Source organism: Streptomyces rugosispiralis (assembly GCF_024505145.1).
Taxonomy (GTDB): Bacteria; Actinomycetota; Actinomycetes; order Streptomycetales; family Streptomycetaceae; genus Streptomyces; species Streptomyces rugosispiralis.
The window spans coordinates 78,245-104,020 of sequence record NZ_JANIAA010000029.1 but is presented as its reverse complement, the minus strand read 5'-3'; the positions used below and the strand labels follow the sequence as shown (position 1 = coordinate 104,020).

The 25,776-nt window shown below is 71.7% G+C and carries 23 protein-coding genes; 13 read left to right on the top strand and 10 right to left on the bottom strand.

Going from position 1 to position 25,776, the window contains the following annotated elements; genetic code table 11:
- Positions 1 to 32: 32 nt before the first annotated feature.
- Positions 33 to 1,169 (bottom strand): bile acid:sodium symporter family protein, encoded by a 1,137-nt coding sequence (locus NP777_RS32570; protein ID WP_256653762.1) that lies wholly within the window; start codon positions 1,167 to 1,169, stop codon positions 33 to 35.
- Positions 1,170 to 1,304: 135 nt separating this feature from the next.
- Here NP777_RS32570 and NP777_RS32565 point away from each other — a divergent pair, with 135 nt between their 5' ends.
- The 9 genes from NP777_RS32565 (at position 1,305) to NP777_RS32525 (ending at position 11,197) form a co-directional block, all read left to right on the top strand.
- The gene (locus NP777_RS32565; protein ID WP_256653761.1) at positions 1,305 to 2,198 is read left to right on the top strand and encodes a LysR substrate-binding domain-containing protein; all 894 of its coding nucleotides are present in this window, start codon (positions 1,305 to 1,307) and stop codon (positions 2,196 to 2,198) included.
- Positions 2,199 to 2,384: 186 nt separating this feature from the next.
- Positions 2,385 to 4,211: an AMP-dependent synthetase/ligase gene (locus tag NP777_RS32560; protein WP_256653791.1), complete on the top strand. Its 1,827-nt coding sequence runs from the start codon at positions 2,385 to 2,387 to the stop codon at positions 4,209 to 4,211.
- Between the two features lie 19 nt (positions 4,212 to 4,230).
- On the top strand, positions 4,231 to 4,905 hold the full coding sequence (locus tag NP777_RS32555) for a hypothetical protein (protein ID WP_256653760.1): 675 nt from the start codon (positions 4,231 to 4,233) through the stop codon (positions 4,903 to 4,905).
- A 74-nt stretch (positions 4,906 to 4,979) separates the two neighbouring features.
- Positions 4,980 to 5,795 carry an effector-associated domain EAD1-containing protein gene (locus tag NP777_RS32550; protein WP_256653759.1) on the top strand — a complete coding sequence of 272 codons (816 nt, stop codon included), beginning with the start codon at positions 4,980 to 4,982 and terminating at the stop codon, positions 5,793 to 5,795.
- Positions 5,796 to 5,874: 79 nt separating this feature from the next.
- Positions 5,875 to 6,705 (top strand): aldo/keto reductase, encoded by an 831-nt coding sequence (locus tag NP777_RS32545; protein ID WP_308405283.1) that lies wholly within the window; start codon positions 5,875 to 5,877, stop codon positions 6,703 to 6,705.
- 224 nt (positions 6,706 to 6,929) lie between these two features.
- Positions 6,930 to 8,105 (top strand): S1 family peptidase, encoded by a 1,176-nt coding sequence (locus NP777_RS32540; protein ID WP_256653758.1) that lies wholly within the window; start codon positions 6,930 to 6,932, stop codon positions 8,103 to 8,105.
- 240 nt (positions 8,106 to 8,345) lie between these two features.
- Positions 8,346 to 8,930, top strand: coding sequence for a sigma-70 family RNA polymerase sigma factor (locus tag NP777_RS32535; RefSeq protein ID WP_044568962.1), 585 nt, complete (start codon positions 8,346 to 8,348; stop codon positions 8,928 to 8,930).
- The gene (locus NP777_RS32530) at positions 8,927 to 9,703 is read left to right on the top strand and encodes an anti-sigma factor (RefSeq protein ID WP_256653757.1); all 777 of its coding nucleotides are present in this window, start codon (positions 8,927 to 8,929) and stop codon (positions 9,701 to 9,703) included. The genes NP777_RS32535 and NP777_RS32530 overlap by 4 nt, the downstream gene beginning before the upstream one ends.
- A 129-nt stretch (positions 9,704 to 9,832) precedes the next feature.
- A complete protein-coding gene (locus NP777_RS32525) occupies positions 9,833 to 11,197 on the top strand; it encodes a cryptochrome/photolyase family protein (RefSeq protein WP_256653756.1) in 1,365 nt (454 codons plus the stop codon).
- Positions 11,198 to 11,293: 96 nt separating this feature from the next.
- Here NP777_RS32525 and NP777_RS32520 read toward each other — a convergent pair whose 3' ends face one another.
- On the bottom strand, positions 11,294 to 11,605 hold the full coding sequence (locus NP777_RS32520) for a 4a-hydroxytetrahydrobiopterin dehydratase (RefSeq protein ID WP_256653755.1): 312 nt from the start codon (positions 11,603 to 11,605) through the stop codon (positions 11,294 to 11,296).
- 80 nt (positions 11,606 to 11,685) lie between these two features.
- Between NP777_RS32520 and NP777_RS32515 the strand changes: the two genes are divergently transcribed.
- Entirely contained in the window at positions 11,686 to 12,489 is an 804-nt protein-coding gene (locus NP777_RS32515; protein ID WP_256653754.1) for a helix-turn-helix domain-containing protein, read from the top strand.
- A 32-nt stretch (positions 12,490 to 12,521) separates the two neighbouring features.
- On the opposite strand, the gene NP777_RS32510 is transcribed toward NP777_RS32515, so the two are convergent.
- Both NP777_RS32510 and proP read right to left on the bottom strand, forming a co-directional pair.
- Positions 12,522 to 12,893 carry a nuclear transport factor 2 family protein gene (locus NP777_RS32510; protein ID WP_256653753.1) on the bottom strand — a complete coding sequence of 124 codons (372 nt, stop codon included), beginning with the start codon at positions 12,891 to 12,893 and terminating at the stop codon, positions 12,522 to 12,524.
- A gap of 137 nt (positions 12,894 to 13,030) precedes the next feature.
- On the bottom strand, positions 13,031 to 14,494 hold the full coding sequence (gene proP / locus NP777_RS32505; RefSeq protein ID WP_256653752.1) for a glycine betaine/L-proline transporter ProP: 1,464 nt from the start codon (positions 14,492 to 14,494) through the stop codon (positions 13,031 to 13,033).
- Positions 14,495 to 14,746: 252 nt separating this feature from the next.
- Here proP and NP777_RS32500 point away from each other — a divergent pair, with 252 nt between their 5' ends.
- Genes NP777_RS32500 through NP777_RS32490 form a run of 3 tightly spaced genes read left to right on the top strand, consistent with a single transcriptional unit; the run spans position 14,747 to position 17,098 of the window.
- On the top strand, positions 14,747 to 15,613 hold the full coding sequence (locus NP777_RS32500; RefSeq protein WP_256653751.1) for an isocitrate lyase/PEP mutase family protein: 867 nt from the start codon (positions 14,747 to 14,749) through the stop codon (positions 15,611 to 15,613).
- Between the two features lie 14 nt (positions 15,614 to 15,627).
- Complete coding sequence (locus NP777_RS32495; RefSeq protein WP_256653750.1) at positions 15,628 to 16,062, top strand: hypothetical protein; 435 nt, start codon at positions 15,628 to 15,630, stop codon at positions 16,060 to 16,062.
- A 1-nt stretch (position 16,063) separates the two neighbouring features.
- Complete coding sequence (locus tag NP777_RS32490; protein ID WP_256653749.1) at positions 16,064 to 17,098, top strand: bile acid:sodium symporter family protein; 1,035 nt, start codon at positions 16,064 to 16,066, stop codon at positions 17,096 to 17,098.
- 55 nt (positions 17,099 to 17,153) lie between these two features.
- On the opposite strand, the gene NP777_RS32485 is transcribed toward NP777_RS32490, so the two are convergent.
- The 6 genes from NP777_RS32485 to NP777_RS32460 form a co-directional block, all read right to left on the bottom strand.
- Complete coding sequence (locus NP777_RS32485; protein ID WP_256653748.1) at positions 17,154 to 18,260, bottom strand: PP2C family protein-serine/threonine phosphatase; 1,107 nt, start codon at positions 18,258 to 18,260, stop codon at positions 17,154 to 17,156.
- Positions 18,261 to 18,295: 35 nt separating this feature from the next.
- Positions 18,296 to 19,753: an amino acid permease gene (locus NP777_RS32480; protein WP_256653747.1), complete on the bottom strand. Its 1,458-nt coding sequence runs from the start codon at positions 19,751 to 19,753 to the stop codon at positions 18,296 to 18,298.
- A gap of 37 nt (positions 19,754 to 19,790) precedes the next feature.
- Positions 19,791 to 22,103 (bottom strand): phage holin family protein, encoded by a 2,313-nt coding sequence (locus NP777_RS32475; protein ID WP_256653746.1) that lies wholly within the window; start codon positions 22,101 to 22,103, stop codon positions 19,791 to 19,793.
- A 323-nt stretch (positions 22,104 to 22,426) separates the two neighbouring features.
- A complete protein-coding gene (locus NP777_RS32470) occupies positions 22,427 to 23,503 on the bottom strand; it encodes a hypothetical protein (protein WP_256653745.1) in 1,077 nt (358 codons plus the stop codon).
- 282 nt (positions 23,504 to 23,785) lie between these two features.
- Positions 23,786 to 24,997 (bottom strand): sugar ABC transporter permease, encoded by a 1,212-nt coding sequence (locus tag NP777_RS32465; RefSeq protein ID WP_391858617.1) that lies wholly within the window; start codon positions 24,995 to 24,997, stop codon positions 23,786 to 23,788.
- On the bottom strand, positions 24,994 to 25,776 hold the full coding sequence (locus NP777_RS32460; protein ID WP_256653744.1) for an ATP-binding cassette domain-containing protein: 783 nt from the start codon (positions 25,774 to 25,776) through the stop codon (positions 24,994 to 24,996). Before NP777_RS32460 ends, NP777_RS32465 begins: the two co-directional genes overlap by 4 nt.

The window sequence follows — 25,776 nt, the reverse complement described above, 5'->3', positions numbered from 1 at the left end:
GCCGCCGCAGCCCCGGCCGCCGGAAGCTGACGTCAGACGCGGGTCAGCGTGGCGCTGTCCGCGCTGTCCGCGCTGTCCGCGCTGTCCGCGCTGTCCGCGCTGTCCGCGCTGTCCGCGCTGTCCGCGGGAGCGTGAGGCCGCGACCGCGCTTCAGCCTCCGTCACCGCCGCTTCCGGCGCCCGCGCCGCGAAGCGGCGGGCCAGCACCGCGCAGACCATCAGCTGCATCTGGTGGAAGAGCATCAGCGGCAGCACCGCCAGACTCGCCTGGGCGCCGAAGAGCACACTCGCCATCGGCAGCCCGGCGGCCAGGCTCTTCTTCGACCCCGCGAACACGATCGTGATCCGGTCCTCACGGACGAAGCCCAGCTTCCGCGAGCCGTACGAGGTGAGGGTGAGCATCACCGTGAGCAGGACCGCCTCGACGCCGAGCAGGATCGCCAGCCGCGCCGGGGTCACCTGGTGCCAGATGCCCCGGACCATGCCCTCGCTGAACGCCGCGTAGACCACGAGCAGCACCGAGCCCCGGTCCACCAGCCGCAGCACCACCCGGTGGCGCGAGATGAAGCCGCCGATCCAGCGGCGCAGCAGTTGCCCGGCGAGGAAGGGGGCCAGCAGCTGAAGCCCGATCTTGATCATCGAGTCGGCCGAGAAGCCGCCTCCGCCGCCGCCCAGCAACAGCGCGACCAGCACCGGGGTGACCACCACGCCGAGCAGGCTGGAGAACGAGCCCGCGCAGATCGCGGCGGCCACATTGCCCCGGGCGATCGAGGTGAAGGCGATGGAGGACTGCACCGTGGAGGGCACCAGGCACAGGAAGAGCAGCCCGGTGTAGAGGGGATGCGTCAGCACGTACGGCACCAGACCGCGCGCGGCCAGGCCGAGGGCCGGGAAGACGACGAAGGTGCACACCAGCACGGTCAGATGGAGCCGCCAGTGGCGCACCCCGTCCAGCGCCTCCCGGGTGGAGAGCCGGGCGCCGTAGAGGAAGAAGAGGAAGGCGACCGCGACCGTGGTGGCCCCGTCGGTGGCGGTGGCGGCCCGGCCGCTGACCGGGAGCAGCGCGGCGAGCGCCACGGTGCCGATGAGTCCGAGGATGAAGCCGTCCAGGGGGAGCCAGGAGGGAAGGGCGGGAAGGGCGATCTTGCGGAAGTGCGGGCGGTGCGGCATTCGTTCTCTTTCTCGCCTGGCATGGACACGGACGGGGCCCGTTCCATGGTGCTCCCGATCAAGGTCATCGGGAATCCCGTATACCGCTCTGACTGTCATCGCCTTCCGTGATGGCCTCGGCGTACAGTGGCCGCCATGTACGACCCCGCCCAGCTCCGGACGTTTCTCGCGGTGTCCCAGACCCTCAGCTTCACCCAGGCCGCCGACCGCCTCGGGGTGCGCCAGTCCACCGTGAGCCAGCAGGTCCGCAAGCTGGAGACGGCCGTCGGGCGGCAGCTCTTCGCCCGCGACACCCATGGGGTGGAACTGACCGAGGACGGCGAGGCGATGCTGGGGTTCGCCCGCTCCATCCTGGAGGCGAACGAGCGGGCGGCGAGCTGGTTCCGGGGCACCCGGCTGCGCGGCCGGCTGCGCTTCGGCGCCTCGGAGGACTTCGTGGTGACCCGGCTGCCGGAGATCCTGGAGGGGTTCCGCCGCGACCACCCCGAGGTGGACCTGGAGCTCACCGTCGAGCTGTCGGGCACGCTGCACGAGCGGCTGGAGGCGGGCAAGCTGGATCTGGTGCTGGCCAAGCGGTCCGAGGACCGGCCGGGCGGGCAGCTGGTGTGGCGGGACCGGCTGGTGTGGATCGGCGCCGAGCGGCTACGGCTGGATCCGGACCGCCCGCTCCCCCTGATCGTCTTCCCGCCCCCCGGGCTCACCCGGGCCCGCGCGCTGGATGTGCTGGAGCGGCACGGCAGGTCATGGCGGATCGTATGCACCAGTGGCAGTCTCAACGGGTTGGTCGCGGCGGCCCGCGCCGGGCTCGGGGTGATGGCCCACACCCATGGCCTGATCCCGCCCGGCCTGGCGCCGGTCCCCGAACGGGCCGCGCTGCCGGACCTCGGCCCGGTGGATTTCGTACTGTTGTACGGAAAGCATCGGCAGGAGGGCGCCCCGCACGCCGCCGCGGAGCGGCTCGCCGCCGCGATCCTGGCGGGGCCTGTGCCACGATCGGAGAGATTTCGTGCAGAAGGCCGTTACATATGAGCCACACACGCGGCGCATAGGACCAGACTCCACGCAATCCGCCCTCGTCGACGCCTGATTGATACCCTTTCACCTCACTGTCCGCCCGGCATTCCGTACGTTCCGGGCACAAAACACCTCTCCCGCATCGGGGGCCGGATCGGGTACGGTCGCGGCGCTGTGCCCAGCGGCTTCAAGGAGCAGGTATTGCGCGAGTTCACCGTCCCCCCGTTGGCGACGCCGTCTCAGGCCGGAGGACTGGCGGACGCCGTCTTCGACCATGCGGACTCCGACCCCCTCCGGGTTGCACTGGCGCGCAAAACGGCGGACGGCGGCTGGCAGAACGTGACCGCGGGCCAGTTCCGGGACGAGGTGACGGCGCTCGCCAAGGGCCTGCTGGCCCGTGGTGTCCGATTCGGCGACCGCGTCGCCATCATGTGCCCCACCCGCTATGAGTGGACGCTCTTCGACTTCGCCCTGTGGACCATCGGCGCCCAGAGCGTCCCGCTGTACCCCACCTCCTCCGCCGAGCAGGTCTGCTGGATGCTGCATGACGCGGGGGTCTCCGCATGCGTCGTGGAGCATGAGGACCATGCGATGACGGTCGGCTCGGTGGTCGGCCGGCTGCCGCATCTGAGGCAGCTGTGGCAGCTGGACGCGGGGGCGCTGGGGGAGCTGATGGCGGCCGGGGAGTCGGTCGAGGACGATGTGGTGGAACAGCACCGGCTGGCCGTGACCCCCGAGCAGCCCGCGACCATCATCTACACCTCGGGCACCACCGGCCGCCCCAAGGGCTGTGTGATCTCGCACGCCAATCTGATGGCGGAGTGCGACAACATCGTCGAGCGGTACGAGGAGGCCTTCCACTCCAAGCGGGGTGACGAGGCCGCCACCCTGCTCTTCCTCCCGCTCGCCCATGTCTTCGGCCGGATGGTGGAGGTCGCCGCCATCCGCGGCAAGGTCAAGCTCGGGCACCAGCCCAGGCTCTCGGCCGCCGCGCTGCTGCCCGATCTGAAGACCTTCCGGCCGACCTTCATCCTCGCGGTGCCGTACATCTTCGAGAAGGTGTTCGCGGCGGCGCGCCGCAAGGCCGAGGCGGAGGGCAAGCTGGGAGTGTTCGAGAAGGCCGTGGACGTGGCGGTGCGGTACGCGGAGGCGCAGGAGGCCAAGGCGTTCGGCACCGGGCCGGGACCGGGCGCCGCGCTGCGGGTGCAGCACCAGTTCTTCGAGAAGGCCGTCTACGGCAAGGTACGCGCCGCGATGGGCGGCCGGGTGCGGCACGCGATGTCGGGCGGTTCGGGCATGGAGCGGCGGCTCGGCCTGTTCTTCGCGGGTGCGGGCGTCATCATCTACGAGGGCTACGGCCTCACCGAGTCCACCGCCGCCGCCACCGCCAACCCGCCCGAGCAGACCCGCTTCGGCACGGTCGGGGTGCCGATCCCCGGCACCACGGTGCACCTCGCCGACGACGGCGAGGTGTGGGTGCGCGGCGGCCAGGTCTTCGAGGGCTACCTCGGCGATCCCAAGGCGACCGACGCGGTGCTGCGCGACGGCTGGCTCGCCACCGGCGACCTGGGCACGCTGGACGACGACGGCTATCTCACCATCACCGGGCGGAAGAAGGAGATCCTGGTGACCTCCAGCGGCAAGTCGGTCTCCCCGGCGGGCCTGGAGGAGCGGGTGCGGGCGCATCCGCTGGTGGCCCAGTGCATCGTGGTGGGCAACGACCGCCCGTATGTCGCGGCGCTGGTCACCCTGGACTCGGAGGCCGTCGCGCACTGGCTGACCATGCGCGGCAAACCGGAGCTGCCGCCGGGCGATCTGGTCCGGGACCCCGATCTGGAGACCGAGATCCGGCGGGCGGTGGTCGCGGCGAACACCACCGTTTCCCAGGCGGAGTCGATTCGTACGTTCCGGATACTTGCCGCGCAGTTTTCCGAGGAGCATGGTCTGCTGACGCCTTCGCTGAAATTGAAGCGGAAGGCCATCGAACAGGCGTACGCCGTCGAGGTCGAGGCGCTGTACAACACCTGAGCCGCGAAGGGGGCACGAAATGATCGATGTCATTCTCCCCGAACTTCCCGAACGCGAACTGGCCCTGCTGTCCGAGGAGACACCCCAGCCCAGCGGCCCGAGGCTGGCCGGGCGGGTGGTCCTGGGCGGGCCGGTGGCCTTACCGGTCACGGCCGACCTCGTCGGGCCGGATCCGGAGCTGCTGGACTTCCTTCGTACCGAGGCGGACAACGCCGTCTATCACCTGGTGCATCTGTCGGTGACCTGCGCCCGGGACGCGCCGGACCCCGCCCTGCACTCGGTCAATCTCGATATCGGCCTCACGGCGGAACCGGCGCGGCGGGGCACCGCGGTCTTCCAGCCGGTGGCCTGGTCCATGACCCCGCGCCGGCTCACCGCCGTGGTGGCGGCATCGGCGCCGGCCGCCCACCTCGGCCCGCGGCTCGGTTTCCAGGACGGTGGCGACACGGCGTACGGCGAGCGGGTCTGTCTGGAGGCCCGGCGGGAGCTGCGCTCCGACCCGGGCTGGGAGATCCGGCATACCTCCGCGGTGCGCATCGGCGGGACGTACCGGCTGGCCATGGTGGTGCGGGCACCGCGCGGGGCGGTGAGCCGGGCGGCGGTCGCGGTGGGCGCCACGGTGCGCGAGGGGCACACCCTGCACCGCTTCCGGGAGGAGCTCGAGGAACCGCTGCGCCTGGCCGCGCTGCAGTAGGGACGGGACGTCGGCGGGGACGGAACCGGGGGGCACAGAACGGTACGAGCACAGGCGAGGAGCGGCGGAACACGGTGGACGGCCAGGACGGGGACGGACATCCGGCGCTGACGACCGCGGAGATCGGGGAGTTGACGCAAGTCTTCCCGCCCGGCCCGTCCGCCGTGGCGCTGCTGCGCAGAGCGGGCTTCCCCGCCGAGCACATACCCGCGGCCGCCGCGACCGCCGGGGAGTTCTGGTCCGCGGTGGCCGGGGCGGTCGCCGCGGGCCGGGTCGCGGACGGCAGGCTGCGCGTCCTGGCCGCCGCCCGCGTCTCCTATCCGCACAACGAGGTGTTCCGGGCCGCCTTACGGGAGCGGCCGGGCGGGGGCGGGGTCCGGCGGGTGCTGGTGACCGGCGCCGCCCCGGGCGGTCAGGGGTTAGCCGCGGTCCAGCGGGCGGCCCGGGGCGTCCTGACGGTGGACCGGTGCCCCGCCGCGGCCGCCACCGATCTGCGGTGGATCCTCACCGTACGCCCGGATGTGCTGCATCTGGTCTGCCGTCGCGAGGGGCGCACGCTGGTCTTCGAGGACGGCGGCGGGCGGGCCCACCACACACCGGCCGCACGGCTGGCCGAGCTGCTGGCCGTCTACCGCCGGCTGACCGGCGCCCCGCTGCCCGGTGTGGTGCTCGACTGCCCCGAGGGAGCGCCGCTGGCCGGGCTGTTCGCCGGGGCGGCCGAGGTGGTCGTCGCCCACCGCGGACCGCTGGACGGCGCGGCGTCGGCGGCCTTCGCGGGCGGGCTCTACGGCCTGCTGGGCGAGGCTCCCACACTGGAGCGGGCGGCGCGGCGGGCGGCGGACCGCCTCGGGCGGGACGGGGTGGTCATCCTGCGCGGGAGCCCCTGGTGAACGGGAATGACGGCAGACCGTTGATCGTTGCAGGCGTTGGAAGCACGTAATCCACATCCGACGTAAGGATCGACTGCTCGTGAGCAAGATCCCCTTCATCACGCTCAACAACGGCATACGGATGCCGCAGCTCGGCTTCGGCGTCTGGCAGATCCCGGACGACGAGGCGCAGATCGCGGTGCGCAACGCGCTGGACGCCGGGTACCGCAGCATCGACACCGCCGCGATCTACGGGAACGAGGAGGGCACGGGGAAGGGACTCGCCGCGTCGGGCATCGCGCGCGACGAGCTGTTCGTCACCACCAAGCTCTGGAACGGCGAGCAGGGGTACGACTCGACGCTGCGCGCCTTCGACACCTCGCTGACCAAGTTGGGCCTGGAGTATGTGGATCTCTACCTGATCCACTGGCCGATGCCCGGGGTCGACAAGTACGTGGACACCTGGAAGGCGTTCGAGAAGATCTACTCCGAGGGCCGCGCCAAGGCCATCGGCGTGTCCAACTTCCACCCCGCCCACCTCCAGCGGCTGCTCTCCGAGACCTCGATCGTCCCGGTGATCGACCAGATCGAGCTGCACCCGCGGCTGCCGCAGGCGGAGTTGCGCGCCTTCAACGCCCGCCACGACATCGCCACCGAGGCGTGGTCCCCGCTCGGCCAGGGCAAGGGCCTGCTGGAGGACCCCAAGCTGGCGGCGATCGCCGAGAAGCACGGGAAGACCCCGGCCCAGGTGGTGCTGCGCTGGCACCTGGACCTCGGCAATGTGGTGATTCCCAAGTCCGTGACCCCGTCGCGGATCAAGGAGAACATCGACGTCTTCGACTTCCAGCTGGACTCCGAGGACCTGGCGGCGATCGACTCCCTCGAGACCGGCGTCCGTCTGGGCCTGGACCCCGAGACCTTCAACGGCTGAGTCCAAGACCTTCGACAGCCGAGACCTTCCGCCCCGTCGCGTCCCCCGCGGCGGGGCGGACCCGTATCCACCGCCGCCGTCGCTCACCGTCCTGACATATCCCGGACGCATGACCCCCGTGCGGGACCGATGCGGCCCACCGAGCGAGGCACATCCCCGGCAATTACGCTTGGCGCCCAGAAGGACACACAGCGTGACCATATTCCTAGCCGAGGAGACCGAAGATGTCCCGCAGACGCCGTCACGGCCTTGAGCTGGCCGCCGGTTGCACCGTCGCGATAGCCGCCCTCTTCCTGGGGAGCGGCATACCCGCGGTGGCCGACCCCGGTGAACCCTCCCCCCGCCCCCGGAGGGAGGTGCCCCCCGAGATGCTGGCCTCGATGCAGCGCGATCTGGGCCTGACGGCCGATGAGGCGCGGGCACGGATATCCAATGAGTACCGGGCCGGAGAGGCCGAACCGGGGCTGCGCCAGAGCCTGGGCAGCTCCTACGGCGGCGCATGGGTGTCCGGCAACACCGCCGAACTCACCGTGGCCACCACCGACAAGGAGCAGAGCGCCACCATCACGGCCCGCGGCGCCAAGGCCGCCGTCGTCAAGCACAGCCTCAAGGCCCTCGTCGACGCCAAGCAGGCCCTGGACCGCACCGCCGCCGAGCGCCCCCCGGCCGCCGATGTCGCCTCCGCCTGGTACGTGGACGTGAAGACCAACAGCGTCGTGGTGCAGTCGGCCGAGCCCACCGAGGCGGCCGCCTTCGTCGCCGCGAGCGGCGCGGACCGCGAGGTGGTACGGATCGTGGAGTCGGCCGAGCGGCCGAGCCCGCTGTACGACCTGCGCGGCGGCGAGGCGTTCTACATCAACGACGCCGCCCGCTGCTCGATCGGCTTCTCGGTGACCAAGGCCGAGCAGAACGGCTTCGTCACCGCCGGCCACTGCGGCGGCCAGGGCGACACCACCGCCGGCTTCAACCGGGTGGCCCAGGGCACCTTCCAGGGCTCCAGCTTCCCCGGCAACGACTACGCGTGGGTGGCCACGAACGCCGACTGGGCCCCGCAGCCGTGGGTGATCGGCCCCCAGGGCACCAACGTCACCGTCACCGGCTCCCAGGAAGCGCCGGTGGGGTCGTCCGTCTGCCGCTCCGGCTCCACGACCGGCTGGCACTGCGGCACCATCCAGCAGCACGACACCAGCGTGCAGTACCCCCAGGGCACGGTCAGCGGGGTCACCCGCACCAACGTCTGCGCCGAGCCGGGCGACTCCGGCGGCTCGTTCATCTCGGGCAGCGAGGCGCAGGGCGTCACCTCCGGCGGCTCCGGCAACTGCACCGCCGGCGGCACGACGTACTACCAGCCGGTGAACCCGATCCTGACGACCTACGGGCTCACCCTCACCACCGGCTGACGCCGGGCGCCGGGGCCGCCGCGGTCGATCGGACCGCGGCGGCCTCACGCGTGCGAACGGCGCACCTCGACGATCACCGGGGCTCGACGTGTGCCGGGCACCTTGATGTGTTCGGAGCACCTTGATGTGTTCGGAGCACCTTGATGTGTTCGGAGCACCTTGACCAATCCGCACCCGTCCGGGCGACGAATGAGGTACGACACCTCCGTGTGCGCCGCATCGTTCCCGGAAGGACGGCCCGTGAGAGAACCCGTGTACATCGGCGGACCCGCCGCGCGCGGACCGGACCTCGAAGAGTTGCTCCAGATGGTGGCCCGGGGGGACCAGAACGCGTTCGGCGCCCTCTACGACGCCGTCAGCGGGCCGGTCCTGGGGCTGACGCGCAGTCTGCTGCGCGACCCGGCCCAGGCCGAGGAGGTCACCCAGGAGGTCCTGGTCGAGGTGTGGCGGTCCGCGGCACGGTTCGAACCGGGCCGGGGCAGCGCCATGTCCTGGATCATGACGGTGGCGCACCGGCGCGCCGTGGACCGGGTGCGCTCGGCGCAGGCCGCCTCCGACCGCGAGGAGCGTGCCGCGCTGCTGTCCCGTACCCCGGCGTTCGACGAGGTGACCGAGCAGGTGGAGGCCAGGCTCGAGCGCGAGCAGGTGCGCCGGTGCATGCGGACGCTGACCGAGCTGCAGCGGCAGTCGGTGACGCTCGCCTACTACCGGGGCCGCTCCTACCGCGAGGTGGCTGAGCTGCTGTCGCTGCCGCTCGGGACCGTAAAGACCAGACTCCGGGACGGGCTCATCCGGCTCCGGGACTGCATGGGGGTCGGCGCATGACCAGAGCGGATCTGCACACCTTGACCGGGGCGTACGCGGTGAACGCCCTGTCCGGGCGGGAGTTGGGCGAGTTCGAGCGGCATCTGGCGGTCTGTGACGCCTGCCGTCAGGAGGTACGGGAGCTGCGGGAGACCGCCGCCAAGCTGGCGGTGGCCACGTCCCTGACCCCGCCCCCGACGATGAAGGACGATGTGCTGCGGCGGATCGCCACGGTCCGCCAGGAGCCGCCCCGGGTGGCGGTGCGGGAGGCCCGGGAGTCCCACGCGGGCCCCCGGCGGCGCGCCGGGCGGCGGGCGATGAACTTCGCGCTGGCGGCCTGTGTGGCCGCGGCCGCCGTGTGCGGCGGGGTGGCGGTGTGGCAGTACCGGCAGGCGTCCGACGCCCGCGACACCGCCCGCCGCTCCGAACAGCGGGTGGCCCGTACGGAGGAGCTGACCCAGGTGCTGGCCGCGCCCGACGCGCACAGCCGCAGCGGCCGGATGGCGGACGGCTCGACCGGCACCGTGGTGGTCTCGCGCGGGCTGAACAAGGCGGTGTTCCTCGCCTCCGGGCTGCCCGAGCCGCCCGCCGGGCGGATCTACCAGCTGTGGTTCAGCGACGGCGGCACGATGCGCCCGGCCGGTCTGATGGACTCCTCCGGGCGGAGCACGGCGGCGGTCATGAGCGGCGCGGTCGGGAAGGCGTCGGCCATGGGGGTGACGGTCGAGCCCGCCGGAGGGTCGAAGGCCCCGACGAGCGATCCGCTGGTCCTGTTGACGTTCCCCTCGGCGTGAGCGGGCCACATCGAGTGCCGTCGGGCGTCATCGAGTGCTGTCGGGCGTCATCGAGTGCCGTCGGGCGTCATCGGGTGACACGGGGCGCGAAGCCGCCGATCCGCGGGCCGGGTGGGGTAAGGGAGAGGGATGAGCACGTCCCTCTCCGTCTTCACCTCCGATCTGCGGCTGTCCGACAACCCCGTGCTGCGCGGCGCGCTGCGCTCCGCCGAGCGGGTCGTGCCGCTGTTCGTCGTGGACCGTGGCCTGGCCGGGACGGGGTTCGCGGTCCCCAACCGGGTGGCGTTCCTCGCCGACGCCCTGGCCGATCTCGACGCGGGGCTGCGCAAGCGCGGCGGGCGGCTGGTGGTCCGCCGGGGGGAGGCGGTGGCGGAGATCCTGCGGGCGGCGCGGCAGGCGGACGCGGACGAGGTGCATATCGCGGGCGGGGTGAGCGGCTACGCCGCCCGCCGCGAGCGGCGGCTGCGTGAGGCGCTGGCGGCGGACGGACGGCGGCTGCGGGTGCACGGCGCGGTGGTGACGGCGGTGGAGCCGGGCGAGGTGACCCCGGCGGGCAAGGACCACTTCGCGGTCTTCACCCCGTACTTCCGCGCCTGGCAGCGGGCCGGGCAGCGGGCGCCGCTCGCCGCGCCGCGCACGGTGAGCGTGGCGTCCGGGCCGCGCTCGGAGCCGGTGGCGGCGGTGGCCTCGCTCGCCCCCGGCAGCCCCTCCCCCGGGCTGCCCGAGGGCGGGGAGACGGCGGGCCGCCGCCGCATGCGCTCCTGGTGGCGGTCGGGCTTGAGGAGCTACGCCGACCGGCAGGACGATCTGGCGGGCGACGCCACCTCCCGGCTCTCCCCGTATCTGCACTTCGGCTGTCTGTCCCCGGTGGAGCTGGTGCACCGGGCGCGGCAGGCGGGCGGTGCGGGCGCCGACGCCTTCGTACGGCAGCTGGCCTGGCGGGACTTCCACCACCAGGTGCTGGCCGCCCGGCCGGACGCCTCGTACGCCGACTACCGCACGCGGGGCGACCGGTGGCGCGAGGACGCGGCGGAGGTCGCGGCCTGGAAGGCGGGGCGCACCGGCTATCCGCTGGTCGACGCCGGGATGCGGCAGCTGCGCCACGAGGGCTGGATGCACAACCGGGCGCGGCTGCTGGTGGCGAGCTTCCTCACCAAGACGCTCTACCAGGACTGGCGGATCGGCGCCCGGCACTTCCAGGAGCTGCTGGTGGACGGGGATGTGGCCAACAACCAGCTGAACTGGCAGTGGGCGGCGGGCACCGGCACCGACACCCGCCCGAACCGGGTCCTCAATCCGCTGACGCAGGCCCGGCGGTTCGACCCGGACGGCGCGTATGTGCGGCGCTGGGTGCCGGAGCTGGCCGGGGTGACCGGCCCCGGCGTCCATACGCCTTGGCGGCTGCCGGAGGCCGAACGGGACCGGCTGGACTACCCGGACCCGATCGTGGACCTCCAGGAGGGGCTGGCCCGCTTCCGGCACGCGCGGGGATGACCCCGGCGCCCGGAGGGGGCGACCCCGCACGTCCGGGGATGACCCCCGGCGCCCGGGGGCGACCCCGCACGGCTGATCAGCCGGCGCGGGCGCCGTTCAGTCGGCGCGGGCGCCGTGCTGCGGGGCGATCTCCTCGATCCGCCCGGCGAGCTCGAAGTCGAGCGCGGTCACCTTGCCGCCGACGCTGTGGGTGTTCACCGTGACGCCCACCTTGTTGTAGCCGAGGGTGAGGTCGGAGTGGTGGTCGAGCTCCTCCTGGATGGTGGCGATCTCCGCCACCAGCCCGGCCGCCTGCGGATGGCCCTTGAAGACGTACGTCCGGAAAAGCCGGTCGTCCGCGAACGACCAGCCGGGGAGCTGCTCCAGACGTCGCTGGATCTCCTGGTCGGTGAGCGGCTCGACTGCCATGACACATCCCTTCGTCGCGGGTGACCGGTGGCCCCTCCACCCTGCCATGGCCCCCGCCCGGGGTCGGCTACCTTCAGGTCATGACGACTGCCGCGCCGCCCCGGGTGGGCACACTGCTGCGCGAGTGGCGGGACCGCCGCCGGATCAGCCAGCTGGAGCTCGCGCTGCGCGCCGACTCCTCGGCCCGCCACATCAGCTTCATCGAGACCGGCCGGTCGCGGCCCAGCCAGGAGATGGTGCTCCGGCTCGCCGACCACCTCGACGTGCCCGTCCGCGAGCGCAACGCCCTGCTGATCGCCGCCGGTTACGCCCCGCACTATCCGGAGCGGTCGGTGGACGACCCGTCGATGAGCGCCCTGCGCGACTCGCTGGAGCGGCTGCTGACCGGCTACGAACCGTATCCGGCGCTGGTGGTGGACGGCACCTATGAGGTGCTGGCGGCCAACCGGGGGATCGCCGCGCTCCTGGAGGGGGTGGCGGAGCATCTGCTGAGGCCCCCGCTGAACGCGATGCGCCTCACCCTCCACCCCGAGGGCCTCGCCCCGCGCATCCGCAACCTCCGCGAGTGGCGCGGCCATCTGCTGGACCAGATGGACCGGCAACTGGCGCTGATGCGCTCCTCGCCGCTGCGTGCGCTGTACGACGAGGTGGCGGCCTATCCGCTGCCCGAGAGCGGCGGCCGGGAGACGGCGGCCGCCGGGGACACCCCGCCCTTCGCGCTGCCGATGATGATCGAGCACGGCGGCCGGGTGCTGTCGTTCATCTCGACGATCGCGACCTTCAACACCCCCATGGACGTCACGGTCTCCGAGCTGGCCATCGAGACCTTCCTCCCGGCCGACCCGGAGACCGCCGCCGCCCTGGGCCGGTTCAGCCGACCGTAGGGACGCGCTTCCAGCCGCTCGCGGGGACGCGGTCAGCCGCCCGTGGGCACGCGGTCCAGGAAGCCGAGGACGGAGCGGATCCGGCCGTCCTCGGCCAGGGTGATCACATCGGTCGCGGCGACCGGGGCGGAACCGTCGGCCGTGGAGACCAGCTCCCAGGTGAAGCGGGCCATGTCGTGATGGCCGTCCACGGCGCCGGTGAGCCGGAACTCATGGCCGGGGAACTGCTCCTGGGCCCCGGCGATGACGGCGGCGAGCTGCTCATGGCCGCGCGCCTCCGCCAGCGGGTCGGTGTAGCCGCCGTCCTCGGTCCAGGCGGCGGCCACGGCCTTGGCGCGGGCCTCGGGGCCGGTGGCGTTCCATGCCTCGAAGTAGCGGGCGACGGCGGTGTCGTACTGCGTCATCTGGTCACTCCTCCATGAAATCCCCTGGTGGGAACGGATCCCGGACCGGAGGGCGCCGGCCCGGAACCCGATGCCTCAACCCTGCCGCCGCCGTGCGCGGGGGTCGATTACCGCCGAGGTAATGGAGGCGGGGTGACTCAGGACCGCTGGGACTCCACGAGCGCGATGGCCTCTTCCTTGGTGGCCACGGCGGGCGGCGAGCCCTCCAGCGGCTTACGGGCCGTCTCCTTCATCACGGCGGCGGCGATGATGCCGACGACCGCCGCGAGCATCGTGTAGTAGGCGGGCATCAGATCGTCCCCGGTGCTGCTGATCAGGCCCTCGGTCACCAGCGGCGTGGTGCCGCCGAAGAGCGAGACCGAGATGTTGAAGGCGATGGAGAGCGAGCCGTAGCGCACATTCGTCGGGAAGAGCGCGGGCAGCGAGGCGGACATCACGCTCACATACGGCAGCAGACACAGCCCCAGGAGCAGCAGCCCGGCGAAGACCGGGACGATCCCGCCCTGTTTGATGAGCAGGAAGCAGGGCACGGCGAGCACCAGGAAGCCGACGGAGCCGGCCATCAGCACGGGCTTGCGGCCGACGCGGTCGGAGAACCGGCCGACGAAGGTGATGACCGCCATCAGCACCAGCATCACGATGATGATCGAGACCAGCGCGCTGGTGCTGCTGTAGTGGAGGGTGTCCGACAGATACGTCGGCATGTAGGACAGCAGCATGTAGTCGGTGATGTTGTACGCGGCGACCAGCGCGATGCACAGCGCCATCGCACGCCACTGGGTGCGGAACACCTGCCAGAACGGCAGGCTTTCGCGGTCGGCCGCGTTGGTGGCGCCCTCGTCCTCGAGCTTCTGGAACGCGGGGGTGTCATCCAGCTTCAGCCGCAGATACAGACCGACAAGACCGATCGGCGCGGCGGCCAGGAACGGAATGCGCCAGCCCCAGGAGTCCATCGAGGAGTCGGCGAGCGTCACGGTCAGGATGGTCACCAGCCCGGCCGCCGAGGTGTAGCCGATCAGCGTGCCGAACTCCAGAAAGCTGCCGAAGTAGCCACGGCGCTTGTCGGGCGCGTATTCGGCGATGAAGGTCGAAGCGCCGCCGTATTCCCCGCCGGTGGAGAAACCCTGGAGCATACGGAACAGGATGAGCAGCGCGGGCGACCAGAAGCCGATGGCGGCATAGCCGGGGATGAGGCCGATGGCGAGTGTGCTGGACGCCATCATGATCATGGTGAAGGACAGGACCTTCTTACGGCCGATCCGGTCGCCCAGCGGCCCGAAGAACAAACCTCCCAGCGGACGGACCAGAAAGGCCACCGCGAAAGTCGCCAGGGAGGAGAGCACCTGGGCCGTGTCATTGCCGGACGGGAAGAACACTTTGCCGATGGTGACCGCGAGATAGCTGTAGATCCCGAAGTCGAACCATTCCATGGCGTTTCCCAGCGCGGCCGCCTTCACCGCTTTCCGGACGGTCCTCTCCTCGGTGACCGTGATGTCGCTCCGACGCAGTGGAGGGTTCTTGCGTCGCTGGACGGCGCGCCAGAGCAGGCGGTGCCGGGAGGGCGCGGACGCGGAGGCTTCGACATCGGTTTGGACAGGCACAAGCAACTCTTTTCAGTGGACAGGCTTGTTGCGCATACCCGGCGATCGCCACGGCATGCCCGGCGGGTCGCAGACCACCCACGGCGAGGGCCGCGGCGCTCAAGGCGCGTTCGACCCCGACCCGAGCCGGGGCAGGCATCTTCAGGGAAACCCGGCGGTTGCTTTACCGATTCTTGGCCTTCGCCAGACCTATCCACGCAATCGCACAACCCGTCACACAGCGCCGAAAGGCACCGAACTCAAGGGGACATCATGCTCTACGGCAGTGCCCTCCGAAAGTCCGTCAGCTCGCCTCCCACCACGCCTCTCATCGGCATCTACGACATGTACTCGGCGTCCATCGCCGCACAGCACTACAACGGCTTCTTCGTATCCGGATTCGGGTTCGCCGCATCGCATTACGGGCTTCCCGATATCGGCTTCATCGCCTGGCCCGACATGCTGGCCTTCGTGGAGCGGCTGCGGCTGGCCTTCCCCGGCCACCATCTGCTCGTGGACATCGACGACGGCTATGTGGACCCCGAGGTCGCCTGCCATGTGGTGCAGCGGCTGGAGCGCACCGGGGCCTCCGGGGTGATCCTGGAGGACCAGCGGCGCCCGCGCCGCTGCGGCCACGCCGACGGCAAGCTGATCCTGCCGCTCGAGGAGTACCTCGAGAAGCTCCAACTGGTGCTGAGCAGCAGGACGGACCTGGTGGTGGTGGCGCGTACGGACGCCACCGAGGAGTCCGAGATCCTGCGGCGGGCGGCCGCGCTGGCCGAGACCGACGCGGATGTCGTCCTCGTCGACGGGGTGCGCAGCGTGGAGTGGATCCGCAAGGTCCGTAAGGTCATCGGCGACAAGCCGCTGCTGTTCAATCAGATCGCGGGCGGGAAGTCGCCGAGGCTCTCCCTGTCCGAGCTGTCCGAACTCGGGGTGGACGTCGCCATCTACAGCACTCCGTGCCTGTTCGCCGCCCATGGCGCGATCGACGGGGCGCTGAGCGATCTCAAGACGGCGGACGGGCGGCTGCCGGACACCCGGGAGACCGGGGCCATCGGGGTCAAGGGCGCCACGGAGCTGCTGGAGAAGAACATCAGCAGGCACCACGGGGACCGTCAGCCCGCCCGGGTCGGATGACGAGGGTCGCGCGCATGTCCTCGACCTTCCTCGGGTCCGGCCCCGGCCGGCGCCGTAAGCCCCGCAGGGACATCCTCACGATCCGTCCGTCCGCGGCGGGGCTCCTCCTCGCGGCCACCGCGACCGTGCTGTGCTCGGGCCCCGCGGCCCCCGCCACGGCGGCCCCGCCGCCCGCGGGCGCCCCGCATGACGAGGACCGCGAACCGGAGGAGGCCGCACCGGCCTCCGACCAGCACAACGGCCTCGTGGTCATCGACAACTCCGCCGCCGACTCCTGGCTGGAGGTCGACCGCACCCTCAACACCCTGCTGCTGAGCCGTGGCACGGCGGGCAGCGACCACGACGGGGGCGGCGGCGCCATCGATGTCGTGGCAGGCGACATCCCCGGTGCGGATCGGATGCTGCCGCAGATCGGCCACCCGCCGTGGCAGACCGGAGGCGGTGATTGATATGAGATGGAGGTCCTGGCCGTCGTGGCCGGGCCGACTCGGGAGGGCGGTGGACCCCTATGTCGCCGCCCTCCTCGGGACGGTCGCGCTGGCGGCGCTGCTGCCCGCGAGCGGGGCGGCGGCCACGGCCGTCGGCGGTGCCGCGGACATCGCGATCGGGCTGCTCTTCTTTCTCTACGGTTCGCGGCTGTCCACCCGTGAGGCGCTGAACGGGCTGCGGCAGTGGCGGCTGCACCTGGTGGTGGGCTCGAGCACCTTCGCGCTCTTCCCGCTGCTGGGGCTGGCCGCGGGCGGCCTCGCCCCGTTCCTCCTCACCGACCAGCTCTACACCGGTCTGCTCTTCCTGTGTGTGGTGCCCTCGACCGTCCAGTCGTCGGTCGCCCTCACCTCCACCGCCCGGGGCAATGTCCCGGCCGCGATCTGCGCGGGGACGTACTCCAGCCTGCTGGGCATGATCGTCACCCCGCTGCTCGCGGCATGGCTGATCGGCTCGGACGTCCGCTTCTCGGCGAACGGGCTGCTGGCCATCGCCACCCAGTTGCTGCTCCCCTTCCTCGCCGGGCAGGCGCTGCGCCGCTGGACCGCGCCGTTCATCGGCCGTCACAAGAAGGTGCTCGCCCTGCTGGACCGGGGCTCGATCCTGCTCGTGGTCTACACGGCGTTCAGCCGGGGGATGACGGAGGGCATCTGGAACCAGATCACCCCGGCCCGGCTGCTGGCGCTGCTGGGGCTGGCCGCGGCCGTGCTGGGGCTGGCCCTCACCACGACGTCGTTCACCGCGCGGCGGCTGGGCTTCCGCCGGGAGGACCGCGTCACCATCGTCTTCTGCGGCTCCAACAAGTCCCTTGCCACGGGGCTGCCCATGGCCGCGGTGCTGTTCGGGGACGCGGCCGGGCCGGTGATCCTGCCGCTGATGCTCTTCCACCAGCTACAGCTGATGGTGTGCGCGATCATCGCGGGCCGCTGGTCGCGGCGGGCCCCGGAGGCCGCCTCCGCGCAGGGGGAGCGCGTCCGGATCACGGGGGTGAGGGGGTAGGAGAACGGAGCCAACGGGAGCCAACGGGAGAGGGCGGCGGCTCAGGCGCGGCGGCTCAGGCGCAACGGGCGATCACCACGATGGCCGCGTCGTCGTTGACGACCCCGCCGGTGTGCCGGAGCAGATCGGCGTGGAGAAAGTCCACCAGCGACTGCGGGCTGCCGCCCTTCCACCCCGCGAGCCGTTCGGGCAGCGGATAGAAGGCGCCGCTCTCGTCCCGGGCCTCGATGACCCCGTCGGTGTGCAGCACCAGAAGGTCGCCGTACTCGAAGCGGAACATCTCGACCTGGTAGTCCCGCTCCTTCGGCACCTCCAGCCCCAGCGGCACCGCGGGCTCGCCCACGTCCAGCGTCGAGATCTCGCCCCTGTGGAGCAGCAGTGGTGGGGGGTGGCCGCAGTTCACCATCCCGGCCACCGGGCCGTCGTCGTAGACGTCCAGCACCACGGCGGTCACGAAGGACTCCAGGACGTTCCCCTCCTCACCGGCGATGTGCTGCCAGTTCCAGCACATCGCGCTGCCCATATGGGTGGCGATGCCCGGCAGGGAGAGATTGCGGTAGGCGGACCCCCGGAAGGCCCCGATCAGCACGGCGGCGTCGCCGATCGCGGCCAGCCCTTTTCCCCGTACGTCCCCGATGACGAGCCGGATCGCCCCCTCGGCGCGGACGGCGGCGTACAGATCGCCGCCTATCTGCGCCTCCTCATCGGCCGCGAGATACAGCGAGGCGATCCGCAGTTCCCCGATCCGTTCGGGCAGCGGCCGCAGCAGGACCTCCTGCGCCGCCACGGCCACTGAGCGCACCTGGCCCAGCCTGCGCCGATGCCGGTCGGTGACGTAACGGAAGCTCGTCACCAGCCCAGAGATCACGATCAGGGCGACGAGCTGCGCCTGGTGGTTGGCGGTCATCGGACCGCCGTGGAGCTCACCGATGATGATCTGAGCCCCCACGGCGAGGGCTCCGATCACGGCGGTCCCGCCCGCGCCCGCGAAGGACGCGGTGATCGCGGGTGCCGCGATCAGAAAGGGACTGAGATGGACGGTGGGCGGCGTAGTGAGATCGGTCAGCGTGACCGCCAGGATGATCGCGAGCGGGACGGCGAACAGCGCCCTGCCCGACCGCGTTTCTCCACCGATGCGGATGAGGTCGGGCGAAACGCGCATACATCCTGCTTACACCCGATACGGGCGCGGTGCGTTCAGACCGTGGTGTCGACGGTGACCGCGAGGCCCGCCGCCGTGACCGCCGAAGTGATCTCCGGGCCCGCCGCCCTGACCGCCGGGGTGGTCCCCGGATCCGCCGCCGTGACGTCGGCGGCCTCCGTCGCCTCCGGGCCCTCCGCCCGGCTCGCGCGCCGCGCCGCCATCCACACATAGACCAGCACACCGGCGAACAGGAACAGCACGCCCTGGTACACCGCCGCGTATCCGGCGCCCGCGACCAGCCAGAACGAGAAGCCGAAGCCCGCCAGCGCGAGCACCACGTCCCGGACGAAGCGCCCCGTCCGCACCTCCTCGCGGCGCCCGGACAGCAGGAAGTACAGCTGCGCGCCCGACGCCAGCAGATACGGGACCGTCGCCGAGAAGGTGGTGATCAGCACGAGGATCTCGAAGAGCCCGCTCGAACCCGAGGTGTAGTTGACCACGGTGAGCAGGGACGCCAGGAGCACGCCGACGATGACGCCGAAGGTCGGCACCCCGCGCCGCTTGGTGGCGAACGCGGCCGGGAAGAGCCCGTCCCGCGCGGCCGCGTAGGGGGCCTGGGCACTCATCAACGTCCAGCCGTTGAGCGCGCCGACGATCGAGACCACGGCGGCCAGCGCGATCAGCGTGCCGCCCCAGCGCCCGCCGAACATCGCGTCGACCGCGTCCGAGAAGGGGGCGGTGGAGTTCACCAGGTCCTGGTGGGCCACGGTGCCGAAGACCGACACCGTGCCGAGCAGATAGACCACGGCCGCGCCGACCGTGCCCAGCACGCTCGCCCGCCCCACGTTGCGCTCCGGGTCCCGCACCTCGCCCGCGCTCATCGAGGCCGACTCCACGCCCACATAGCTGTAGAGCAGGATCGCGGCCGCCGCCGAGAGGCCGCCGAGCGCGCTGCCGCCGCCCTCGTTGAACGAGCCGAGGTTGTGCGGGTCGAAGAAGAAGAGGCCGACGACGGCGACGAAGAGCAGCGGGATGAACTTCAGCACCGTGGAGACCAGCTGCACCGCGCCCACCCAGCGCGTCCCCGCGAGGTTGGCGAGCGCGGGGAGCCAGAGTGCCAGCAGTGCCACGGCCAGGTTCGCGCCCTTCGAGTCATGGCCGGGGACCAGGACATGCACATAGCCGACCGCCGCCACCGCGAGCGCCGCGTTGCTGACCCAGGTCATCGTCCAGTACGACCAGGCCGACAGGAACCCGGCGAAGTCGCCGAACGCCGCGCGGGCGTGTACGTACGGCCCGCCCGTGCTCGGGTCGCGCTCGGCGAGCCGCCCGAAGACCAGCGCGAGCGCGATGGCGCCCAGCGTCAGGACGCCGAAGGCGAGCAGGCTGAGGGTGCCGAACGGGGCGACGGAGGCGGGCAGCAGAAAGATGCCGCCGCCGATGATGTTTCCCATGACGAGCGCGGTCGCCGTGGGCAGGCCGAAGCGGCGGGGGTGGGGCTGGTCGTGCATATGAACATGGTCACAGAAGGTGTAGGGGGCACCCAAATCACCGGGTTTTGTTCGGCACGACCCGGCTGACCACGGTAAATGGTGCGGCGGGGGCGCCGTCCCACCGGGGATCCTGCACCGTGCGAGCGGCGTCGGACGCCTTCGTCTGCCGTGGCTCGGCGGGCACCCCGGCCTCCGCCGGGGCCTCCGGGACGGCCGGGGCCGCTGCCGCCGCGACCTCCACAGGGGCGGTCGCCGCCTCCTCCTCCGGCACCTGGGGCCCGTCCGCCTCCTCCAGCCAGCGCCGCAGTACCTGGTGCACCCGCTCGGCCCCGACCAGCTCCTCCCCCGCCGCCACCGGCGGGGTCAGCTCGGCCGGCCACAGCAGAAAGGGGTGCCCCTGCTCGCCGCCGAGCCCGCCGTGCGAGCCGATCTGCTCCTCGAAGGCGTGCACTGTGCCGGACGCCGGGTCATAGGCGGAGTTGACCATGATGTCGGGGGTGTTCCGGAAGTGCGCGGTGCGCCGTACGGCGCTCTCCGCGCCGGGCCCGAAGACCGTGAGCGGGCTCGCCCCGAGGACCTCCCCGGTGTCCAGCCGGTGCTCGGCCCCGTGCGCGCCCAGCACCACCGCGCCGTGCGCCTCGGACCGTACGAGCACGAAGCCCACGCCGGGGTGGTCGGCGAGGGTGCGCAGCAGCGCGGGGTGGCGGGCGTCGAGCTGCTCGCGGCTCATCCGCCCCGGTACGTCGGGGAAGGAGATCAGGCCGAGATTCCCGGAGGCGAGCACGATGGGATCGGAAACGGCGGTGTCGACGGCGCCGACGGGGCTGACGGCATCGGCGGGGGCCTCCCGCCCCCCGCACCACCCGTCCCCGTCCACTCCGGGCTTCTCCGGACGGTGCAGCGCCGCCCGCCCCGCCTCGCGCGCCTCCGCCCCGCTCGGGGTCCGCCCGGCCCGCCGCGACACGGGCAGCCCGCAGCCGGCCCGCACCAGGTCCTCAAGCCGCAGCCCGTACGCCCCCGCGAAGGTCTCGCCGGGACTCTGCCCGTGGTCGGACAGCAGCACGATGCGGTAGTCGCGCGGGGCGTGCTCGGCGACCTTGGCGATCAGCGCGATGGACCGGTCGAGCCGGGCCAGCACCTGCCGGGCGTCCCGGCTGCGCGGCCCCGAGTGGTGGGCCACCTCGTCGTACGCCACCAGGTCGGCGTAGATCGCGGTACGGCCGGAGAGGATGTCCCCCATCACCGCCGTCACCACGACGTCCCGCTCCACGACGGTGGCGAACGCCCGGATGAACGGATACAGCCCGCCCCGCTTCACCCGGGGCGTCTCGCGGCGCAGCTTGGCGCGGGTGGACTGGCAGATCTCCCGGACCACCTCGGCGAGGAACGACACGGCGGTGCGGGTGGCGTTGGCGGGGTCGGCGAAGTACGCGAAGTAGCCGGAGCGGGAGCGGTTGTGCTTACCGCGCCGCGCCGCGACCGAGAGGACCAGCGCGAGTTGGTCGGCGCCGCCGGTGAAGAGGTTGCCCCGGCTGGCCCCGTCCACCGTGAGGAGTCCGTCGTGTCTCGCCCGGACGGCGGCGCGGCGCTGGAGCACCGCCGCGCTGGTCGGCCGGTTGCTCACCATCACCTCCCCGGTCTTCTTCTCGTACCAGCGGAAGGCGGGCACGTCCTCGTTGGAGCCGTGCAGGATGCCGAGTTGGCTGGCGCCGGTCTGGCTGGACCAGTCGGTGCGCCAGGGCGTGACCTTGTGGGTGCTCTGGAGCCAGCCCGCGACGGTGGGCATCACCGGGGGCCGGTTCTCGCGCTCCCGCAGCGCCTCCCGGAGCACCGCGTGCCCCACCCCGTCGAGCTGCAGGAACACCGTCCCCGGGGACTCGTCGCTCCCCCCGTCCTCACCGAGCCGCCGCCTGCGCCGCACGGCCAGCCGCGCCAGCCGCCGCCGGTAGGCGCCGTCGTCCCGCACGGTCAGGAAGGTGCTCGTGGCCGACGACGCGGCGGACATCACGGCCGCCACCACGACGGCGGTCTCCGGCTCGGCGGCACCGCGCCCGTCCGGGATCAGGCTGAGGGCGATCAGCAGCATCGAGCCGTTGAGCACGAACACCAGGAGTCCCAGCACCAACGCGGGCATCAGCAGCAACGCCCGTACGAGCAGCGGCCACACCAGCGCGCTGAGCACCCCGAAGGCCCCCGCGCCGCTGGCCGCCGTGATGGCGATCTGCGTCGCGCTGTCACCGTCACCTGACTTCAGGCGAAAGTCGGGGAGGATCCCGGCGAGCGCCAGCATCGTGAGCGTGGACACCGCCCACACCGCCGTCACCCGCAGCAGGGTTCCTCCCACGGTCTTCCATCGGGGCTTCTGCACGCCGCGCCCTCACTTCGCATCACCGGCCCGCACCATGCGCGCGAACCGGCTTCAAGCGTGGCACAGCGCCCCCGCGACCCGGCGGACAGTGGGTTACCGGGATGGATCGATTCCGCTTACGGCAGCCCATCAGTTCGCCAGGAGCGCGACGCGATGCGCGCGGCGCCACGGGGACCGGGACTTGGCCGGACACTACGGCGCCCAGGAATCGGCCGGGTCGTCCAGCCACACCCGCTGACCGGCGGGGCCCGGCCCGACCGCCCGGCGCCCCCGGGTGTTCCCGGGGGCGCCGGGGCCGGCCGGATCGGCCCCGCGTCAGCGGTTCAGGGTCGGCTCAGCAGGTTCAGCGTGTTGGTCGCGTCGTCGACGAAGTAGACCCGGTCGGGGTCCGTGGCGATCGCGAGGCCGAACAGCGCGCCCGCTCCCGGCGGGGTGCCGCTGGTGTCGAGCGTGCGCACGGCCACCTGGTCGCCGCGTGGGGTGGTCTCCACGATGTTGCCGTCGCCGCCGTTGACGGTGAGGATGTCGCCCTTCGGGGTGATCGCCATCCCGAGCGGGCCGTTGAGGTGCTGGTCGGTGCTGACCACACGGCCGATGCCGGCGCTGGTACGCCGGGTCAGCGCGTCCGGGATCGCGGTGATGCGGTTGTCGACGGTGTCCGCCACGTAGAGCGTCCCGTCCCGCAGGCCGACCCCCGTCGGTCCGATCACGAGAGCCGCCGGGTCGGTCTTCTCGGCGAAGCCCGAACCGATCACGGTCGTGGCGACCCGGGTCGGCGGCCGGTCTTCGTGGGTGCGCAGGGTGATCCTCAGCACGGTGCCCTGCCGCACGACATCGCCGCCGGCTGCGACCGTGCCGTTGAGCACGTTGGTGACGAACAGATCGGTTTCATCGCCGCTGCTTTTCGCGGTCATGTCCCAGGGACCGTTGATCCCCTGGCCGCTGAAGGTCTCCCGGACCTTTCCATGGCTGTCCAGCACGAGCAGACACCCGGCCTGCGCCGTGGCGGACGTGCCGTCGGCCGTGGGCAGACTGCCCACCACCACCCAGCCGCCCGGCAGGATGGACAGCGCGGTGGTCAGGCCCACGCCTCCCGGGCACGGTCCCGGCAGGTTCTCCGGGTCGATCTGGGCGAACAGCGTGGTCCTGCCCTGGGGACTGATCTGTACCAGAGTGGTCCCCCTGCCCTGCTCGTTCGCGGCGTTGTTGAAATTGCTGACCAGCACATTGCCGCGCCGTAGGTCACCGACGCTCTTCTTGACCAGGGCGGTGCCGTACGGGTTCAGGTCACCGTTGTCCGGAACCGTCGACGCGATGGTCGAGACGGTGTGCAGCGGCCCGAGGAACGGTTTCCCGTCCCCATCCGCCGGTACGGCGGATGCCGTCTGACTCACCGTCATGATCGCTGTCACCGCGGCCACAGCGGCCACCGCGAGACGCGAAGCGGAAACAAGCCTCATCGGGGTCATACCTCCTCAGCGCCGTGCGGCCATCCCGCGGCCCGACGGCGATCACAGAGAGTTGCCACCTATCACATAATCGGACCCAAAGGCGCGGCGCACGTCAGACAAGGCCAGATGCGCGACTCGGCCCGTCCCCGCGCCGGTCATTTCGGGCCCGGACCGTCAGCCGCCACCGCCTGGGCGGACTTCCCGGCCTTCGCCACCCGCTGAGCCGGGCCGCTAAACCCGGCCGTGCGCCCGCTGGGCTCGGCGCGACAGGGTGTCGATCACGACGGCCAGCAGCAGCACACCGCCGGTGATCATGAATTGCACGGCGGTCTGGATGTCCAGGAGGGCCACGCCCGAGGCGATCGACTGGATGACCAGCACGCCCAGCAGCGCGGACCACGTGCTGCCACGGCCGCCGAAGAGGCTCGTGCCGCCGATGACGGCCGCGGCGATGGCGTTCATCAGCAGGTCGGTGGAGACCGAGGTCTGGCTGACCGAGTTGATCCGGGAGGCCAGGAAGAGGCCGCCGATGGCGGCCATCGTGCTCGACATCATGAACGCGGAGGTGCGCACCCAGGCCACATTGATCCCGGCGCGGCGGGCCGCCTCGACACCGCCGCCCAGGGCGAAGATCATCCGGCCGTAGGCCGTGCGGCGCAGGACGTAGTCGAGGATGACGAGGACGATCACGAAGACCAGGAGGGCGAGCGGCAGGCCCTGGAACTGGTTGAGCACATACGCGGCGGCGAAGGCGAGCACCGCGAGCAGGCCCGTGCGGACGGCGATCGAGACCGGCGGGCGGGTGGGCACACCGGCCGCGCGGCGGCGCTTGACGTCGCGCCAGGCGATGAGGAAGTACCCGGCGGTGCCGACCGCCGCCAGGGCGTAGGCGGCGGCCACGTCGGAGAAGTAGTAGTTGGTCAACTGGGCGACCAGGCCCTGATCGTCGAGGTTGATGGTGCCGTACGCGCCCAAGATGGAGAGCATCAGGCCGTACCAGCCCAGCAGTCCGGCGAGGGTGACCACGAACGCGGGGACGCCGACCACGGCCGTGAAGAAGCCGTGGACGAAGCCGACCGCCGTACCGCAGAGGACGCCCAGGATGATGGCGGGTGGTTCGGGCATGCCGAAGTTGACGTTCAGCACGGCGTACAGGGCGGAGGCCAGACCGCTCACCGAGCCGACCGAGAGGTCGATCTCGCCGATCAGCAGCACGAAGATCACGCCGATCGCGATCATGCCGGTGCCGACGATGTCCACGCCGAGGTTGGAGAGGTTGCGCGGGGAGAGGAAGTGCGGGTTGAGGATCTGAAAGGTGATCCAGATCGCGAGCAGCCCGAGCACGACCGGGACGGCGCCGAACGTACCGCCGCCCACTCGGCGCCCGAACACGTCGGTGAAGCGTTCGGCGCCGTGGGCGCTGGATCCGCCGGGGATGCTCACAGCTCCCCCTCCCGCGCCGCGCGCCGCGTGACCGCGTTGTCGGACGCGCCGGTGATGGAGGAGACGATCTGCTCCTGGGAGGTGGTGGTGACGTCGAAGAACCCGTTGTTGCGGCCGAGGCGCAGCACCGCGACCCAGTCCGCGACGGCCTTGACGTCGCCCAGGTTGTGGCTGATCAGCAGCACTCCGAGCCCGCGGTCGCGGAGCCGTTCCACCAGGTCCAGGACCTGGGCGGTCTGCTCGATGCCGAGGGCGGCGGTGGGCTCGTCGAGCATCACCAGGCTCGGTTCGCCGAGCAGCGCCCGGGAGATGGCGACGGTCTGCCGCTGGCCCCCGGAGAGGGACGCGACGGGCCTGCGGACGTCGGGGATGCGGATGGAGAGGGTGGCCAGCAGATCGCGGGTGCGGCGCTCCATCTCCACCTCGTCCAGGACGCCGATCCGGGTGATCTCGCGGCCGAGGAAGAGATTGCCGACGACGTCGAGGTTGTCGCAGAGCGCGAGGTCCTGGTAGACGGTGGCGATCCCCAGGTGCTGGGCGTCGTGCGGGCGGCCGACATGGATGGGGCGGCCCCGCCATTCGAGGGTGCCGGTGTCGGCCGGTTCGACGCCCGCGATCACCTTGACCAGGGTGGACTTGCCCGCGCCGTTGTCGCCCACCAGGGCGATGACCTCACCGGCGTGGATCTCCAGCTCGACGTCCGTGAGCGCCTGGACCGCGCCGAAGCGCTTGAAGACGCCACTCAGCGCCAGCAGGGGCGCGGCCGACGGTCGGACCAT